The following is a 16,915-nucleotide window of genomic DNA, read 5'->3' on the forward strand; positions in this document are numbered from 1 at the left end:
TACGCAAATGCGTTCGCCCGGTGCCTCCGTACGGTATTCCGCGGCCTCTTTCGCACGGCTGTCCGCGCATCCGCGGCATTCGGGTGAATGGAGATAACCAAACGTCCGGAAGCGAGTTGGTCAGTGCGCTCCGGTACGGGGCATCCAGTACGAGAAGGGTTCATCGTGATCAAGAAGGTCCTGGCTACGGGTGCCGTTGCCGCCTCCATCCTCGGTCTCGGCGCCACGCAGGCGATGGCCATCGGCAACGACGGCGGCACGACCTCCGTCAACGGCAACGGTGCTTCGCAGTCGTTCGGCAACGCCGAGACGCACGGCGACGGCAGCCCGCAGTTCGGTCTGGTCCAGGGTTCGCTGAACAAGCCCTGCATCGGCCTGCCGGCCAAGGCCAACGTCGGTTCGCTGATCGGTCTCATCCCGATCGCGGTCCAGGACGTCAACGTCCTGTCCTCCCCGCAGAACCAGCAGTGCACCGAGAACTCCACCCAGGCCAAGGGTGACGAGCCGCTGTCGCACATCCTGGACGGCATTCCGGTTCTCTCCGGTAACGGTGCCGGCAACAGCTGATCCAGCTGTCACCAGGCCCGGGCCGCCGGCGTTCCTCCTCCGTGCGGCCCGGGCCTGCTGCTGTCCTCGGCAGTGACGCCGGGTGACCCGAACTGCATCATTCGGGCGGATTCCCGGAGATCTCTTCGTTGAAGAGTTTCGCTTACCGCCCGAAATCGTTACGAATTACAGCGGCGGAGTTACGAGTGATCAGGACCGCGCTCGTGCGGCACGAAAGTCGTGGCCGCTCCGGACTCCGTCGAAGAAAGGGTTGAACGTGAAGTACACCAAGATCGCCGCCGTCGCCGCCGGAACCCTCATGGCGATGGGTGCCGCTGTCCCGGCCTTCGCCGACTCCGGCGCCGAGGGCGCTGCCCTGAACTCCCCGGGCGTGCTGTCCGGCAACCTCGTCCAGGTCCCGGTCCACGTTCCGGTCAACGTCTGCGGCAACACCGTGAACGTCATCGGCCTGCTGAACCCGGCCTTCGGCAACACCTGCGTCAACGCCTGATTCGCGCGCGCCGAATCCGTTCGGCACCGGTCTGCCCCGGATCGCTTCATGCGATCCGGGGCTTTCCTCTTTCCTGTGTTCCGTTCCGGGAGTTCGCAGCCCTCCTCGATGCGGCGGAGCGTGGAGACGCATTCCACCGGCCCGGGGCGCGGTGCGCCGGCGGCTGGGGGCAGACATCCGGGCGGGCGCGCGGAACGGAGTAACGACAGTGCACCACCGGATGACGCCCGCTGTCCCCCCTCTTACCCGAACCAGTGATTAGTCATGCAATCTTCCGTAGTCACGGGAAGTGGCCGGGGCAGGCGGTCCCGAGAAAAGCGGAACGGCGCAGTTGCCCGGCCGCAATCGGCTCGTTGTCCAAGGTGAAAGCGGCAGAAGTCACAGCTAAAGAAGGCTGGTGCGGCGCGGGGACGCGACCGAAACGGATGCCGCTGCAGAAGGGAACCCGAAAGTGAAGTACGCGAAGACAGCTGCGTTTGTCGCCGGTTCCGTGGTTGCTCTCGGAACGGCTGCTCCCGCCTTCGCCGTTACCAACGCCACGGCCCCCAGCTTCAGCCTCGACGGCGGTGTCAACCAGGTGGTTGCCGCGGCCCCGCAGGCCGTCGACCCGGTCGTCGACACCGTGGGCGGTGCCGCCGAATCGCTGCAGAAGGAGGGCACCGTCACCAAGGTCGCCGGTCAGGCGACCGGTGCGGCCAAGGGTGCGGCCCCGCTCGTGGGCGGCCTTCCGCTCGGCGGCTGATCCGGCCGCCACGGCGGTTCCCGTCCCTCCCCGGGACATGCGCATTTCTCCGGTGCCGCGTCATTCCGTAAGTGCACGGATCGCGAAAGCACCGTTCGAGTGAAGCGCCACAACCATTTCCGTCACCGAGAGTTGATCAGGTCGCTCCGGACAGGCGGGCATACAGAAATCCCCAGAAGGGCTTTTTTCATGATCAAGAAGATTATGGCCTCGGCGACCGTCGCCGCTTCCCTCGTCGGCGTCTCCGCCGCTGTCGCCCCCGCGGCCATGGCGATCGGGAACGACCAGGGCACCACCTCGGTCAACGGCAACGGCGCCGTGCAGTCCTACGGCAACTCCGCCACCCACGGCGACTGGAGCCCGCAGTTCGCGCTCATCCAGGGCTCGCTCAACAAGCCCTGCATCGCCCTGCCGGCCAAGGCCAACATCGGTTCGCTGATCGGTGCCGTCCCGATCGCGGTCCAGGACATCAACGTCCTGTCGTCGCCGCAGAACCAGCAGTGCACCGAGAACTCCACCCAGGCCAAGGGCGACGAGGCCCTCTCGCACATCCTGGACGACATCCCGGTCCTGTCCGGCAACGGTGTCGCCAACGACTAGTCGTACCCGTAGCCCGCAGTTCCTGGATCGCCCGTGGGGCCGACCCGTCCTCGTGGCAGCCGGATTTCCGGCCGCCCGGACGCGTCGGCCCCGCGTCGTGTCCGGGGACGCGGCCGGTGGCTCCCCCGGACGGGCGGCCCCGTTGCGCCGGTTGCCGTAGTGGCGGCAGGGGCTTCCACCCGCACCGGGTAAGGGCTTCTCATGGACCAGTACGACAGTCAGCGACGGCGGGACCCGCACCGGCACCCGCAGGACGGCACACCGATCTACGACCGGCTCCTCGCGGAGTGGCGGGCGGCCCGCGACGACGCCGTACCGGACGAGCCCGCGCCGCCCGCCGCCGGCGGACTCGTCCCCGGAGCGCGCACCTCGGGCGAGAGCGGCCGGGGTTGACGGCGAGACGTCGAACTTACGCCGGATCGAACCCATTTGAGTGGAACCGCGGAACCGAAGCCTCGGTATGAGGTTGATCAGTACGTTCCAGAACGGAACGCTCCGAAAGGTGAAGCGTGATGAAGAAGATGATGGCCGGCGCGGCATTTGCCGTGTCCCTGGTCGGCCTGTCCGCCGCCGCGGCCCCCTCGGCCATGGCGATCGGCAACGACGAGGGAACCACGTCGGTCAACGGCAACGGTGCCGTGGACTCGTTCGGCAACAGCGTGACCCGGGGCGACGGCAGCCCGCAGGTGCAGCTCGTCCAGGGCTCGCTGAACAAGCTCTGCGTCGGCGCCCCGGTCAAGGCCAACGCCGGTTCGCTCGTGGGCATCCTGGTGCCCGTCGCGGTCCAGGACATCAACGTCCTGCACTCGCCGCAGAACCAGCAGTGCGCCGACAACTCCACCCAGGCCAAGGGCGACGAGGCCCTCTCGCACCTGGTCGAGGACATCCCGGTCCTCTCCGGGAACGGCATCGGCAACAACTGAACCGGCGCACACGCCGAGTCAGCACACACCGCGGGCGGTCCGGGAAGCCCCGGGCCGCCCGCGGCGCGTGGCCGGAGCGGCCGGACGCACGGATGCCCACCGCTCCGCGGGGGAGCGGTGGGCATCCGTGCGCCGTGGCTCCTCAGCCCAGGCTGCGTACCGGAAGGACGCAGTGGGCGGAGGTCGCGATGACGTCCGGGTCGCCCGCGAACGCCCGCAGGGTGTCCTCGTCGACCGGGAGCCCCGGGGCGCCCTGCGGCCACGGGCGGGTGGCGAACATGACGTGCACCTCACCCTGCGCGGTGGCGGCGGCCAGCCACTCGGGGGGCACGGGGTACTGCGCCGAGAAGTGAGGGACGGTCAGCACGGCCTGGCCTGCCTGGACGAGGAGCTTCACCGGCAGACCCGGCGTCTCGTCGGCGCGCACCGGGCCGCCGCTGACGGGGAGTCCGCAGCGCTCCAGGGCGATGTGCATGGCGCTCTCGCCGGTCGCCGGTCCTTCCGAGCCGTCGCCCAGTGAGTAGACGAGCAGGAAGGCGACGTCCTCCCCGTTGTGGGGGTGTTCGCCGCTCCAGCCGATGAGGGTGAGCGTGCCCAACTGGGCCCGGGTGTACGTGCCGGAGGCTGTCTGGGGGGAGGTCATGTCCGGCACCCTAACCGTCCGCGACCGGTCGATCTCCATGCGTATCACCCGATCGGGGGAGACTCGTGATATCCCGGGCCCATGAGAGGGCCGATGCCCGGCCCACATCCCTGCGCCGCACCGGAACGGACGGCCGGAATTAATCGGTTGACGCCACCGGGCCACCGCGAGCTATCGTGTGCGGCGAGACGGACGGCGGAACAGACCGCCGGTGCCGGACCGTGCGTGAACCCGGAGGTGAGGACATTGATGACTGTCGCCGCGATGGGCGCTGCCCACAAGCCGAAGAGCATCGATTCCACCCCCGTGGCCGCCGGCTGACCGACCTCAGTACCTCCGCGCCGCAGTGCGCACTGCCGGGGCCACCCTGTGAAGGGTTTCCCTTGTCTGTCCCGTCCTCCTCTTCCCCCACTTCTCTCTCCACCACTCTTCAGAGCTCCTCGACGTCGCACCCCCTGTCCGCCTACGGCTGGGACGACGCCTGGGCCGCCGAGTTCGCCCCGTACGCCGAACAGGGGCTGCTGCCGGGACGCGTGGTGCGCGTCGACCGCGGACAGTGCGACATCGTCACCCCGCACGGCACGGTCCGCGCGGACACCGCGTTCGTCGTCCCCCGTGACCCGATGCGGATCGTCTGCACCGGCGACTGGGCGGCCGTCGACCCCGACGGCGACCCGCAGTTCGTCCGTACGCTGCTGCCGCGGCGCACGGCCTTCGTCCGCTCCACCTCGTCCAAGCGCTCCGAGGGCCAGGTACTCGCCACCAACGTCGACCACATCGCCATCTGTGTCTCCCTGGCGGTCGAACTCGACCTGGGGCGGGTGGAGCGCTTCCTGGCGCTGGCCATGTCCAGCACCGGCGGTGACGCGCTGCTCCGCGACGGGGCGGCGGACGGTGACGGGGCCGCAGAGACCCTCGTCGTCCTGACCAAGGCCGACCTGGTCCCTGACCCCGCCACCCTCGCCCACCTCGTCGAGGACATCGAACGGCTCGCGCCCGGGGTGCAGGTGCTGCCCGTCAGCTCCGCCACCGGGGAGGGAGTCGACGTGTTCGCCGCCATCGTCTCCGGCGGTACGAGCGTGCTCCTCGGCGCGTCCGGCGCGGGCAAGTCCACCCTCGCCAACACCCTTCTCGGCCACGACGCGATGGAGGTGCAGGCCGCCCGTGACGTCGACGGGAAGGGCCGGCACACCACCACGACCCGCAACCTCCTCGTCCTGCCGTCCGGCGGGGTCCTCATCGACACCCCGGGACTGCGCGGGGTCGGCCTGTGGGACGCGGAGACGGGCGTGGGCCAGGTCTTCTCGGAGATCGAGGAACTGGCCGGCCGGTGCCGGTTCCACGACTGTGCCCACGAGGCCGAACCGGGCTGCGCGGTCCTCGCCGCGATCGAGGACGGATCGCTGCCCGAGCGGCGCTTCGACAGCTACCGCAAGCTGCTGCGCGAGAACCAGCGCATCGTCGCCAAGACCGATGCCCGGGTCCGCTCGGAGATCCTCCGCGACTGGAAGCGCAAGGGCGCCGAGGGCCGGGCCGCCATGGACGCGAAGCGCGGCCGGGCCCGGTAGCCGCGGACCCCGTGGTCGGCGTCCGAAAACCGCGAGTCCCGCAGTGCGCGAAGGCGCACACTGGACGATGTGATGGACGAAGAGACCAGGTACGAGGCGGTGAGCAGCCGCGACGCGCGTTTCGACGGGGAGTTCTTCTTCGCCGTCGAGACGACCGGCATCTACTGCCGGCCGAGCTGCCCCGCCGTCACCCCCAAGCGGAAGAACGTCCGCTTCTACCCGACCGCGGCCGCCGCCCAGGGCAACGGCTTCCGGGCGTGCCGACGCTGCCGCCCGGACGCCGTGCCCGGCTCCGCGGACTGGAACATCCGGGCCGACGTCGTCGGCCGCGCCATGCGCATGATCGGCGACGGGGTGGTGGACCGGGAAGGCGTCCCCGGCCTCGCCCACCGGCTCGGCTACAGCACACGGCAGGTCCAGCGGCAGCTCAACGCCGAGCTGGGCGCCGGACCCGTCGCCCTGGCCCGCGCCCAGCGCGCGCACACGGCACGGGTCCTGCTCCAGACCACCGCGCTGCCCGTCACCGAAATTGCCTTCGCGGCCGGATTCGCCAGCCTCAGGCAGTTCAACGACACGGTGCGCCAGATCTACGCCCGCACCCCGAGCGCGCTGCGGACCGAGGCGGGTACCGGGCTCGGCGCGGCGGTGCGGGAGGCGCGCACCACGGGCATCCCGCTCCGGCTCGCGCACCGGGGGCCGTACGCCGCCCGCGAGGTCTTCGACCTGCTGGCGGCCGAGACGGTCGACCGGATCGAGGAGGTCAGCGGGGAGCCCGGCGGCCGGACCTACCGCCGCACCCTGCGCCTGCCGCACGGCACCGGCATCGCCGCGGTGGACGAGCGCTCCGCCGGCGCCTGGCTGGAGGCCCGTATCCACCTCACCGACCTGCGCGATCTGACGACCGCGGTGCAACGGCTGCGCCGGCTGTTCGACCTGGACGCCGATCCGTACGCCGTGGACGAGCTGCTGGCGGCCGATCCGCTGCTCGCACCCGGCGTCGCCGCCCGCCCCGGGCTGCGCTCGCCCGGCACGGCCGACCCCGAGGAGTTCGCCGTCCGGGCGCTGCTGGGCCCGGTGGCGGCCGGCGAGCTGGTCGAGGAGTACGGGAAGGTGCTCGACGTGCCCTGCGGCGGGCTCACCCATGTGTTCCCCGAGCCGGGCGTCCTGGCCGGTGCGGTGTCGGACCCCCGGCTGCGGGCCCTCGCCGCCGCGCTCGCCGACGGTGCCGTACGGCTGGACGCGGGCGCCGACCGGGACGAGGCCGGACAGGCGCTGCTGCGGAGGCCCGGCCTCGCCCCCGCCACGGCGGCGCTGATCCGGATGCGGGCCCTGGGCGACCCCGATGTGGACCCGTACGGCACGCCCGGATCGGACCGGTGGCGGCCCTGGCGCTCCTACGGTGTGCGCCGTGCGGAGCTCCTGGGCAAGGCGTCGGTCTGAGCCTCAGGCGGGCAGGCCCCAGCTCGGCGCGGGCGCGTTCGCGGCGACCGGGCGGACGGTGAGGTCGGGGCGGTCGCCCGCCGCGGTGATCAGCGCCGATTCGCCCTTGCGCAGCCGGATGCGTACCGCACCGCCGGTCAGCTCCTCGTGCGCGAGGGGACGGCCGCGGCCGTCCCGCACCTCGACGCGGCCCTCGATGCCGTGCCGTACGACGCAGGGCGCGCCCGCCTCGCTGCTCAGACGCACCCAGCGGGTCCGGCCGCCCTCCCGCACCGCGCTCAGCAGGAAGGCTCCCTGGGTCCTGAAGTCGTGGACGGTCAGGTCCTGCCAGGCGGCGGGCAGTGCCGGGAAGACCCTGATGGTGTCGCCCCAGGACTGGCAGACCATGTCGTGGAGCGACTGGGCGGCCGACAGCGGGGTCTCGATGACCGGGCCGGACTCCTTGTACATGGTGTTGGCCTGGATGAACCGGCTCATCAGCTGTCCCAGGTACCCGAGCGCGTCCTCGCCCTTGCCGAGGAGCGCGGACATCGAGGCGGCGCCCGTGAAGGTGTAGCCCTGCAGTGCGCCCTCGAAGCCGACCCAGTGGGCGAGGGACTTCTCGATCAGGGCGCGTTCGGTGTCCGTCGCGCCGGTGACCTCGTACAGCGGGTAGACGGCGAGCATGTGCGAGTAGTGGCGGTGGGACTGCGCGAACGGCACCCCGGCACCGATCATGTAGCCGTTCTCGTCGACCGGGTAGGGGGCCAGCCGGGCCAGCACCTCCTGCCAGCGGGCGGTCAGCGGGTCGTGGACGCCCAGTTCCGCGGCCGATTCGAGCAGCGTGCGGCAGCCCCAGCGCAGCAGCATCAGGTCGTAGTTGCAGTCGGGGGCGTTGACGCCGTACTCGGGCGAGAAGGTCGCCGGGAGGTGCAGCTTTCCGTCGGCGCCCGGGGCGAGGAAGTGCAGGTAGTAGTTGACGGCCTTGCGCAGCAGCGGGAACAGCGTGTCGCGCAGGACGGACCGGTCCATCGTGTGGCGGTAGGAGAGCCAGACGTTGTGCAGGGCCCAGGTCAGGTTGCCGACCTCGGGGGTGGGCGGGTCCTGGCCGGGGATGCCGACGCCGTAGCCGCCGTCGGCGACCGCGGCGCCGTTGACCAGCTGCGGGTCGGTGGTGCGGGGGATGCCCGCGGAGTCGGCCCGGTAGGGGGCGGCGACCTCGCGGGAGAGCTGGTCGCGGAACTCGCTCAGGGCCCGGGTGACGGCGTCGAGCTCCAGGTGGTTGGAGCCGTGGATCAGCCAGTACTCCAGCTGCACGTTGAGGTTCCACCAGGTGTTGGGCCACGGGGTGGGCTCCAGCCAGGGGCCCGACGTGGCCATCACGGGGGCGTCCTTGCGCGCCGCCGAAGCGGTCTTGTAGAGCTGGATCCAGTAGAAGCGCTGCAGCCGGGCGTCGGGCAGCGACAGGAAGCTCTTGCGGTAGAAGCGGTCCCACCAGACGCGGTGCGGGGCGGCCAGCAGCGTGTACGGGAGGGCCGAGGCGGCGGTGACCGTACGCAGGGCGCGGTCGCGGGCGGTGTTCTTCGGGTGGGAGTGCGCGACCGTCACGTACAGGGTGCGGGCGGCGCCCCGTGACCGTTCGCGCCAGGCGGTGACGTGCTGCCCGCCGCCCAGCAGCGACTGCACGGCCGCGGACGTGCCGCCGTGCTCCTCGACGGCGGCCGGGGGATTGCCCGTGTAGCCGTCCGGCAGCGGCTTGAAGGCGGCCCGGGGGCTGATCGCCTCCGCCGGATGGAAGACCCAGCGGGCGTCCTTCTCACCGGCGCTCGGGGTCACCTCGACGGCGAGCACGTCGCCGGTGGACTGCACGAAGGCGCGGAGCGCGAGGGTGCCCGCGGTGGTGGTGACGGTGCCCGTCAGCTCGGCGGTGTGCAGCCGCATCCGCCAGTCGACGCCGGTGATCGACCCGGCCGGTTCGAGGGTGAAGTGGCCGATCGGGAGGCGGGCGAGGCCGAAGAGCGAGCCGTACTCGGGGCGGTGGTCCTGGACCTCGGAGTGCTGGACGTTGAAGCGGATCGCGCTGGTCTCGGCGCCGGGCTCCGCGTAGATCCCGGAGCCGAGCCGGCCGTTGCCCAGATAGGGGCCCTCGTACCAGGTCCTCGGCAGCTTCTGCCAGTGCAGGTCGGCGTCGTCGAGGACGGTGTTCCAGCTGTCCGCGGGGGTGTGCACGGCCACGGGGGCGGTGGCGGGCGCGGCGGCCGCCTGGGCGGGGACCGCCGCGCCGCCCGCCACGAGGGCGCCGCCGATGGCGGTCCCGGTGGCGAGAACGGTTCTGCGGGAAGGGGCGGGCGACGAGGGATCGGTCCGGGGTGAGGAGAGGGGATCCGGTGCTGTGGGCAAGGAAACTCCTGGCGACTCGTACGCAAGCGGGCGCATTGATTCATCCGAGCTATCTCCTCACGGAACGTAGACTTGAGCCTTCTGTGCGTCAATAGACCGTGAGAGATCCGATGTGTTTCCCGCTATGTGATCGGGCTCCGCCCATGTGACAGCTGCGGGGCGGTGTCAGCCCCAGATCACGGCGCCCAGCCACGCCCCCGTCACCAGCAGACAGGCGAACAGTTCGACGAGCACGGAGTAGCCGGTCGCCCGCATCACCGAGCGGACGGACGCCCAGCCCGCCCCGCGGCTCCCCAGCCGCAGCCGCTCCGCCCCGTAGATCACGCCCACGTACCCGGCGATCGCGCCGACCACCGGAACCACGAAGAACCCCGCGATCGCGCCGGCCCCGCCGAGCATCAGCGTCCGCCGTGGCGCCCCGGACTCACGCGGCCGGCGCGGCGGCAGGAGCGGTTTCAGTGCCTGGTTCAGGAGCAGCAGCGCCGTCGAGCCGATGAGGACGCCCCAGGCGGCCGGTGTCATGTCCGTCAGCGCCCACCACAGGACGGCCGCCCAGACGATCGCCTGTCCGGGCACACCGGGCACCAGCACACCGATCAGGCCGAGCAGCATGACCAGTCCGACGGCGACGAGCTGCCACACACTCATCTGACCAGCCTGCCGGAGTCCGGCCGGTCCCGCCCGTCGTCACCCCTCACCACCGGAGCCGTCGGCGCAGCTCAGGGGCGTGACGGAGGCGATGCGGGACCGCTCAGGGGCGCGCCTGGCGGGACACCCAGCCCCGTTCGTACGCATGCCAGCCCAGCTGGAGCCGGGTCGACACCCCGGTGAGCTCCATCAGGCCCTTCACGCGGCGCTGCACCGTCCGCAGCCCGAGCTCCAGCTGCTTCGCCACACTGGCGTCGGTCAGCCCGGCCAGCAGCAGGGAGAGGATCTCCAGATCCGTCGGGTCGGGCCCGGTCGTCGCCTCCTGCACCCAGCCGCTCTCGCCGAGCCGCAGCGGCATCGCCTCCCGCCACACCGCCTCGAAGAGGCCCATCAGCGACTCCAGCAGCCCCGACGCGTGCACCACCAGGGCCGCCGGCTCGGCGCCGCGGCCGGTCAGCGGCACCATCGCCAGCGCTCCGTCGGCGACGACCAGCTTCGTCGGGACGCGGTCCACGACCCGGCACTGCTCGTTGCGGCTCAGTGCGGCCGACAGCTCCAGAATCCCCGACGGCAGGCCCAGCACCTCGCGCTCGACCACCACCCGGAACAGCACCCCGCGGGTCGCGGCCTGCTCCTCCGACTCGTTGTCCAGCCCGCTCACCGCGATCGGCTTCCCGGTGACCAGGGCGCACACCTCGCTCGTCGCGCCCAGCTGCAGCTGATGGAAACGGTGCGCCACGGCGCTCGCCCCGGTGACCACCTCGACCAGATCGTGCACGGCGGGCTCGTCGGCGTCGATGCGGTACTCCTCGGCCAGCAGTACCGCCGCCAGCTCCGCCTGCTCCAGCTCGTGGCGCTGCTGCGTCAGCAGCGCCCCCAGCGCGACACCCGGCGGGGCCGCCACCCACCGCCCCGTACGCGCCGACGACTGGGCGGCGAGCCCGTGCTGCTCCAGTCGTCGCAGCGCCCGCTCGGTGTCGCGTTCGGGAAGCGCCAGCCGGTGCGCGAGGTCGGAGACCTCCGCGGCTCCCAGCGCCACGAGCGCGCGGTAGGCCGCCTCCTGTCTCTCGTCGAGACCTATGGCTCCCAGCATCCCCGGACCCCTCCCGGACGCAGTGCTTCGCTGTCCTGCCCCATGGCGTGGCGACCGGCCGTGGCGGAAAGCGGCCACGGCGTAAACCCGCCGTGGCCCATCATCCCTGTACCGCCCGTCACTCTGCCAATGTGGCGCCACCGCAGCACCAACAACCTCCGGAATACGGGCCTTTGCGCCTGTCCATCCGGTTTTACTTGGGGAGAGCGATGCGTCCGATATCGCGTACGGCACTGGGGGCGGCCACCGCCGCCGTCCTCGCCGTCACGGTGATCGCACCGTCCGTGGCAGCGCCACAGGGCGACACGACCGCGAAGAGACCGCTGACCGGCAGCGCGGCAGCCGCCGCCGGGGCGAACAAGCCGGTCACCGTCACCCTGGTCACCGGCGACAAGGTCCTGGTGAGCACCGACGGTTCGGGGAACGCCTCGGCCACCGCGGCGGCGCGCGAGGACGGCCAAGTGCCCCTCGTGCAGACCCGCCGCTCGGGCAAGGACCTGTACGTCTACCCGGACACCGCCGTGAAGGCGCTCGCCGCGGGCACCGTCGACGAGGAGCTCTTCAACGTCACGGGACTGATCCGCCAGGGCTACGACGACGCGCACACGGACTCCGTCCCGCTGATCGCGACCTACGCCGAGGACACCGCCCGCAGCGCGCCCGTCACCCCGCGCGGCGCCGAGCGCGGACTCGCGCTCCCGGCCATCGACGGTGTGGCGCTCAAGGCCGACAAGAAGCGGACCGCCGGTTTCTGGTCCGACGTCACCGGCCCCCGGTCCCGCTCCGCCGCCGGACTGAAGAAGCTCTGGCTGGACCGCAAGGTCGAGGCCAGCCTCGACCGGTCCACCAAGCAGATCGGCGCCGACCTCGCCTGGGCCGCCGGCTACGACGGCAAGGGCACCAAGGTCGCCGTCCTGGACACCGGCGCCGACGCCGAACACCCCGACCTCAAGGGCCGGATCACCGAGTCGGAGAACTTCACCGACTCCGACACCACCGACGACCGCCAGGGCCACGGCACCCACACGCTCTCCACCGTGGGCGGCTCGGGCGCGGCGAGCGACGGGAAGAAGAAGGGCGTCGCCCCCGGCGCCGACCTGCTCGTCGGCAAGGTGCTCAACGACAGCGGCTCCGGCGACTCCTCCTGGATCATCGCGGGCATGCAGTGGGCCGTCGACCGGAAGGCCGACGTCGTCTCCATGAGCCTCGGCAGCCAGACCCCCACCGACTGCACCGACCCCATGAGCCTTGCAGCCGAGGAGCTCGGCAAGAGCAAGGACACCCTGTTCGTCATCGCGGCCGGCAACTCGGGCCCGACGCTCAACACCGTCTCCTCGCCCGGCTGCGCTCCCAGCGTGCTGACCGTCGGCGCCGTCGACCGCGACGACTCCACCGCCCAGTTCTCCAGCCGCGGTCCGGCGATCGGGGCGCACACCCTCAAGCCCGAGATCGCGGCCCCCGGCGTCAACATCTCCGCCGCCGCGGCAGGCGGCCGAGGCGTCTACGCCTACCAGTCGATGTCCGGTACGTCGATGGCCACCCCGCACGTCGCGGGCGCCGCCGCCATCGTCAAGGAACGCCACCCCGACTGGACGGCCCAGCAGGTCAAGGCGGCCCTCGTGTCGTCCGCGAAGAGCGACATCCCCGGGGACGTACGCGAGACCGGCGGCGGCCGGCTCGACGTCAAGGCCGCCATCGACACCAAGGTGACCGGCGCGCCCGCCGTCCAGGGCGGCACCTTCAACTGGCCGCAGGACAAGTCGGACCGCACCACCGTGCAGATCCCGTACACCAACACCGGCGACAAGGCCGTGAAGCTGTCGCTCAAGGTCCAGGGCGTCACCGGCAACAACGGCTCGGCCGTCGGCTCCTCCGTCGCCGCCCTCGGGTCGAAGAGCGTCACCGTGCCGGCCGGCGCGACCGTCCAGGTCCCGCTGAGGATCGACCCGACCGCGCACCTCGAGGCGGCCCAGTACGGCGACGTCACCGGCCGGGTCCTCGCGACCGCGCCCGGCGGTGTCAAGGTCTCCACCCCGTTCTCGCTGTACGTCGGGGCCGAGACCGTCACCCTGCGGGTCAAGCTGATCGACGGCAACGGCAGGCCCGCCGCGGGCTCGTCCTCGCTCGACGTCATCGGCACCGACACCGCCACCGGCGAGCGCCGCTTCAACGACGGCTCGGCCGACCAGGTCTACGAGGTGCGCCCCGGCGCCTACTTCGTCTCCAGCTTCGTCGTCTCGGCCGACCCCGAGGACGCCACCGGCACCCTCGCCGAGTCGGTCGGCTACCTGGCCAGGCCACAGCTGAACGTCACCAAGGACACCGTCCTGGTGCTCGACGCACGCAAGGCACACCGGATCAAGCTCAAGACCGAGGACCGGGTCAGCGAGACCCGCAGCGCCACCCTCGCCTTCGGACGCACCTGGGACGGCAACTGGCTGCACTCGGGGTCCATCGCCGGTGGCACCGTCATCAAGGACTACCTGGTCGACATCCGGGGCAAGGCCGGTGACGGCGACTTCGAGTTCGACAGCTTCTGGCGTGCGTACGCCCCGCAGATCGAGAAGCTCTCGGTCGTCGGCGGCGCCACCCTCCACCCCACGCCCGCGTCCAACGGCTCCGTCAACCTCGACGGCACCGGCAGGGCCGCACTCGTCGACGCCGGCAGCGGCAGCCCCGAGGAGCTGAAGGCCGCCGGAGTTTCCGGCAGGATCGCCCTGGTCGCGGTTCCGGACACCGGCACCGTCGTCACCCAGGCGCGTGACGCCAAGGCCGCCGGAGCCGTGGCGATCATCACGCACCGCCCGTCCGCCGGCCCGTGGAAGCCGTCCGTCGGATACGGCTCGGCGCCCCTGCCCGCGCTCGGCATCCAGGCCGACGAGGCGAAGGCCCTGACCGAGGCACTGGCCGCCGGACCGGTGAAGCTGAGCTGGAAGGCCACCGCCGTCAGCCCGTTCGTCTACAACCTGGCCTTCTCCGAGACGGGCGACGTCACCTCGGACCGCACCTACCAGGTCAGGGACAAGGCGCTCGGCGCGGTCGAGTCCACCTACGAGTCGATGGGCGTCAGGACCGACTTCGTCGACACGCTGCTCGTGACCCGCCCCTACGGCGCCACCTTCGGCATCGGCGGGTTCGACACCGTCGCCGCACCGGGCAAGCGCACCGAGTACTACTCGGCGGGCGACACCGCCTGGCAGCAGGCGCTCTCCTCCAGCTTCCCCTGGGGCGAGTTCATGATCGACAAGTACCGTACCTACAAGCCGGGTTCGAAGCGCACCTCGGAGTGGTACCGGGGCGTCGTCGTCCCGTCCGCACCCCGCGACGACGACGGTGTGGAGCAGCTCGCCGCCGAACGGCAGGACAACCTGATCGGCGTCGCCCCGGGCTTCTGGAGCGACAGCGAACACGGGTGCATCCAGGGTTCCTTCGGTGACATGGGCAACATGCGGCTCACCAGCGGTGGCACGGTGCTCGGTGAGTCCGGCTGGCCGTCCGGGGTGTTCACGGTCCCGGCCGGGGACGCCGCCTACGAACTCACCATGATGACGATGAAGTCGGGGCAGCCGGCGGCCGTGTGGAAGCGGTCCACCATGACCGAGACCACCTGGAAGTTCCGTTCGCACCGGGACGAGAACGTCTACTCGCAGGGCATCCCGCTGCTCTTCCCGGGCTACGACCTGCCGTCGGACGGCATGAAGACCCTCGCGGCGAGGGACGGTCAGCGGATCGGACTGAGCGTCACGGGTCACGCCGGCTACACGCCCGGCAAGGTGACCGCCGCGAAGGTCTCCTACTCGTACGACGGCGGCAAGAGCTGGACCGACGCCACCACCGCACAGCGGGGCGGCCGTTGGACCGCGACCGTGAACCACGCGGACGCGGCCGGCAAGCCGGTCACCCTGCGCACCGAACTGACGGACTCCAACGGCAACTCCGTCGTCCAGACCGTGACCGACGCCTACGCCGTGCGCTGACGCCGGATCACCCGACCGGTCCGCCGGGCGTCCTTCCCGTGGGGGGTGGGGCCGCCCGGCGGACCCATTCCGTGACGGGCCTCGGCCACTATTTCCGGATGCCCCGTTTTCGCACGCCCTTCGCGGTGGACAATAAGGGCATGAGTCAGCAGGGGGAGAGGCCCGCCGCCCACGAGGACGACTGGTGGCGCAGGCTGTACGACGAATCCGCCCCGGACGCCGGGGCGAGCCAGGCGGCCGACAGTCTCGACGACCGCTTCGACTCGGCGTCGGGAGCCGTGGGGGCCGTTGGCGGTGAGGCGTACGAGGCCGCCGCAGCGGTGCCCGAACCAAGGGTGGCGACGTCCGCCGTCACCCGGACGGCGGACACCCCGCCGGACGCGCTGCCCGAGGTGAGCACGCGCGCCCCGTGGGAGCCACCGTCCGGCCCACCACGCCCCCGCACCTTCACGACCCCGACGCCGGCATCCACCCCTACGCCGGCACCTGCGCCTCTGCCGCCTGCGCCGCCCGCACCGGTCGTGCCGCCCGAACCCGTCCTGCCGCCCGAGCCGCCGGCGCCCCCGCGCCCCGGCGCCGATCCCCGCATCGCCCAGAGCCTCCCGCCCGCACCGGCCGCCGCACCATCGGCCGCACCGGACGGCGTGGTGCCCCCGCTGCCCCGGCGGCCGGTCGTCGAGCAGCCGCAGGCCGGGCCCTCCGACGACGTCGCTCCCGCCGGTCCGGCGCCCGCCGCCGACCCACCGCCCGCCGCCGGGGAGGCCGCGCCGCGTCCCCCCGTCGGCCATGTGGGCGCCCGGCCGCCCACGTACGACGCCGAACCCACCGCGCTGCCCGCGTGCGACCCGTACGCACTGGACGGCCTCGCCGCCGACACCGTGCTCGACGGCGCCCGGTACGGCACGTACACCCTGCGGGCCGCGTCCGTGCGCGGCGACTCCGCCCGGTTCCGGGGCGAGCCGCGGCGCGACGCGCTGCTCACCGTCCGGTTCGGGACCGGGGAGAGCGCCCTCGTCCTGGTCGCCGTCGCCGGCGGCGCCCGGTCGTCCGAGAGCGCGCACCTGGCCGCGGCCGACGCCTGCCGCTGGATCGGCGAAGCCGTCGGACGCAGCCACGCGCGCCTCTCCGACGACATAAGGGCGGGCCGCCGCGGCGACCTCAAATCGGGGCTGCACCGGCTCGCCGACCGCAGCTACGGCAAGCTGCGCGCCCGCGCCGCCGAACTCGGGCTGGAACCCCACGCGTACACGGCGGGGCTGCGCTGCCTCCTGCTGTCCGCCGACCCCGCCTGCCGCACCCGGGTCTTCTTCGGAGTGGGCGGCGGCGGGCTCTTCCGGCTGCGCGACGGCCACTGGCAGGACCTCGAACCGCTGCTGCCGCAGACCGACGCGCTCACCGGTGAACCCGTGGTCGGCTTCGGTTCCTCCGTACCCGAGAGCGGGCCGGACGACGAGCGGCTGACCATGGACCTGGGGATCACCACCGCCCCGGCCCCGTACATCGAGGCTCCCGTCCCGCCGCCCGCCGAGCCGTTCCGCTTCCGGGCCTCGGTCGCCCGGCCGGGCGACACCCTGCTGCTGTGCAGCACGGGTCTGGCCGAGCCGCTGCGCGGCGAGCCGGCGCTCGCCGGGGAGCTGGCCGAGCGCTGGGCACCCGCCGAGGCACCCGGCCTCGGCGCGTTCCTCGCCGACACCCAGCTCAGGGTGGCCGGATACGCCGACGACCGGACGGCGGTCGGCGTCTGGGAGGCGTAACCCCGCGCGCCATGGGTTGATGGACTCCGGAGAACCCGTCCGGCCGGGGTTTCGCGCCCCGGCATCGGGACAGCCGGACGTGCACGGAGCA

14 protein-coding genes are annotated in these 16,915 nt (G+C 72.1%); 10 read left to right on the forward strand and 4 right to left on the reverse strand.

What is annotated here, in order from left to right; genetic code table 11:
* Positions 1–165: 165 nt before the first annotated feature.
* The 6 genes from OG408_RS31610 (at position 166) to OG408_RS31635 (ending at position 3,322) form a co-directional block, all read left to right on the forward strand.
* Positions 166–567, forward strand: a complete 402-nt coding sequence (locus OG408_RS31610) for a rodlin (protein WP_266784325.1) — start codon at positions 166–168, stop codon at positions 565–567.
* A gap of 256 nt (positions 568–823) precedes the next feature.
* A complete protein-coding gene (locus tag OG408_RS31615; RefSeq protein ID WP_405406054.1) occupies positions 824–1,057 on the forward strand; it encodes a chaplin in 234 nt (77 codons plus the stop codon).
* A gap of 451 nt (positions 1,058–1,508) precedes the next feature.
* The gene (locus OG408_RS31620) at positions 1,509–1,799 is read left to right on the forward strand and encodes a hypothetical protein (protein ID WP_266784327.1); all 291 of its coding nucleotides are present in this window, start codon (positions 1,509–1,511) and stop codon (positions 1,797–1,799) included.
* 189 nt (positions 1,800–1,988) lie between these two features.
* On the forward strand, positions 1,989–2,399 hold the full coding sequence (locus OG408_RS31625; RefSeq protein WP_326673273.1) for a rodlin: 411 nt from the start codon (positions 1,989–1,991) through the stop codon (positions 2,397–2,399).
* A gap of 201 nt (positions 2,400–2,600) precedes the next feature.
* Entirely contained in the window at positions 2,601–2,792 is a 192-nt protein-coding gene (locus tag OG408_RS31630) for a hypothetical protein (protein ID WP_266784331.1), read from the forward strand.
* 119 nt (positions 2,793–2,911) lie between these two features.
* A complete protein-coding gene (locus OG408_RS31635) occupies positions 2,912–3,322 on the forward strand; it encodes a rodlin (RefSeq protein WP_285565916.1) in 411 nt (136 codons plus the stop codon).
* Positions 3,323–3,464: 142 nt separating this feature from the next.
* Here OG408_RS31635 and OG408_RS31640 read toward each other — a convergent pair whose 3' ends face one another.
* The gene (locus tag OG408_RS31640) at positions 3,465–3,965 is read right to left on the reverse strand and encodes a DUF5949 family protein (RefSeq protein ID WP_266784335.1); all 501 of its coding nucleotides are present in this window, start codon (positions 3,963–3,965) and stop codon (positions 3,465–3,467) included.
* Positions 3,966–4,348: 383 nt separating this feature from the next.
* Between OG408_RS31640 and rsgA the strand changes: the two genes are divergently transcribed.
* Both rsgA and OG408_RS31650 read left to right on the forward strand, forming a co-directional pair.
* A complete protein-coding gene (rsgA, locus tag OG408_RS31645; protein WP_326673277.1) occupies positions 4,349–5,533 on the forward strand; it encodes a ribosome small subunit-dependent GTPase A in 1,185 nt (394 codons plus the stop codon).
* 72 nt (positions 5,534–5,605) lie between these two features.
* A complete protein-coding gene (locus tag OG408_RS31650) occupies positions 5,606–6,973 on the forward strand; it encodes a DNA-3-methyladenine glycosylase 2 family protein (protein ID WP_326673279.1) in 1,368 nt (455 codons plus the stop codon).
* Between the two features lie 3 nt (positions 6,974–6,976).
* Here the strand turns inward: OG408_RS31650 and OG408_RS31655 are convergent, their stop codons facing one another.
* The 3 genes from OG408_RS31655 to OG408_RS31665 form a co-directional block, all read right to left on the reverse strand.
* Positions 6,977–9,352, reverse strand: a complete 2,376-nt coding sequence (locus tag OG408_RS31655; RefSeq protein ID WP_326673281.1) for a glycosyl hydrolase family 95 catalytic domain-containing protein — start codon at positions 9,350–9,352, stop codon at positions 6,977–6,979.
* 165 nt (positions 9,353–9,517) lie between these two features.
* Positions 9,518–10,000 (reverse strand): DUF456 domain-containing protein, encoded by a 483-nt coding sequence (locus OG408_RS31660; RefSeq protein ID WP_266784341.1) that lies wholly within the window; start codon positions 9,998–10,000, stop codon positions 9,518–9,520.
* 103 nt (positions 10,001–10,103) lie between these two features.
* A complete protein-coding gene (locus tag OG408_RS31665) occupies positions 10,104–11,093 on the reverse strand; it encodes a helix-turn-helix transcriptional regulator (RefSeq protein WP_285565911.1) in 990 nt (329 codons plus the stop codon).
* Between the two features lie 209 nt (positions 11,094–11,302).
* On the opposite strand from OG408_RS31665, the gene OG408_RS31670 reads away from it, so the two are divergent.
* Together OG408_RS31670 and OG408_RS31675 are read left to right on the forward strand one after the other, a co-directional pair.
* Positions 11,303–15,070 carry a S8 family serine peptidase gene (locus OG408_RS31670; RefSeq protein WP_326673283.1) on the forward strand — a complete coding sequence of 1,256 codons (3,768 nt, stop codon included), beginning with the start codon at positions 11,303–11,305 and terminating at the stop codon, positions 15,068–15,070.
* Positions 15,071–15,210: 140 nt separating this feature from the next.
* Positions 15,211–16,824: a protein phosphatase 2C domain-containing protein gene (locus tag OG408_RS31675; protein ID WP_326673284.1), complete on the forward strand. Its 1,614-nt coding sequence runs from the start codon at positions 15,211–15,213 to the stop codon at positions 16,822–16,824.
* Positions 16,825–16,915 lie beyond the last annotated feature (91 nt).

Source organism: Streptomyces sp. NBC_01257 (assembly GCF_035917255.1).
Classification (GTDB): Bacteria; Actinomycetota; Actinomycetes; order Streptomycetales; family Streptomycetaceae; genus Streptomyces.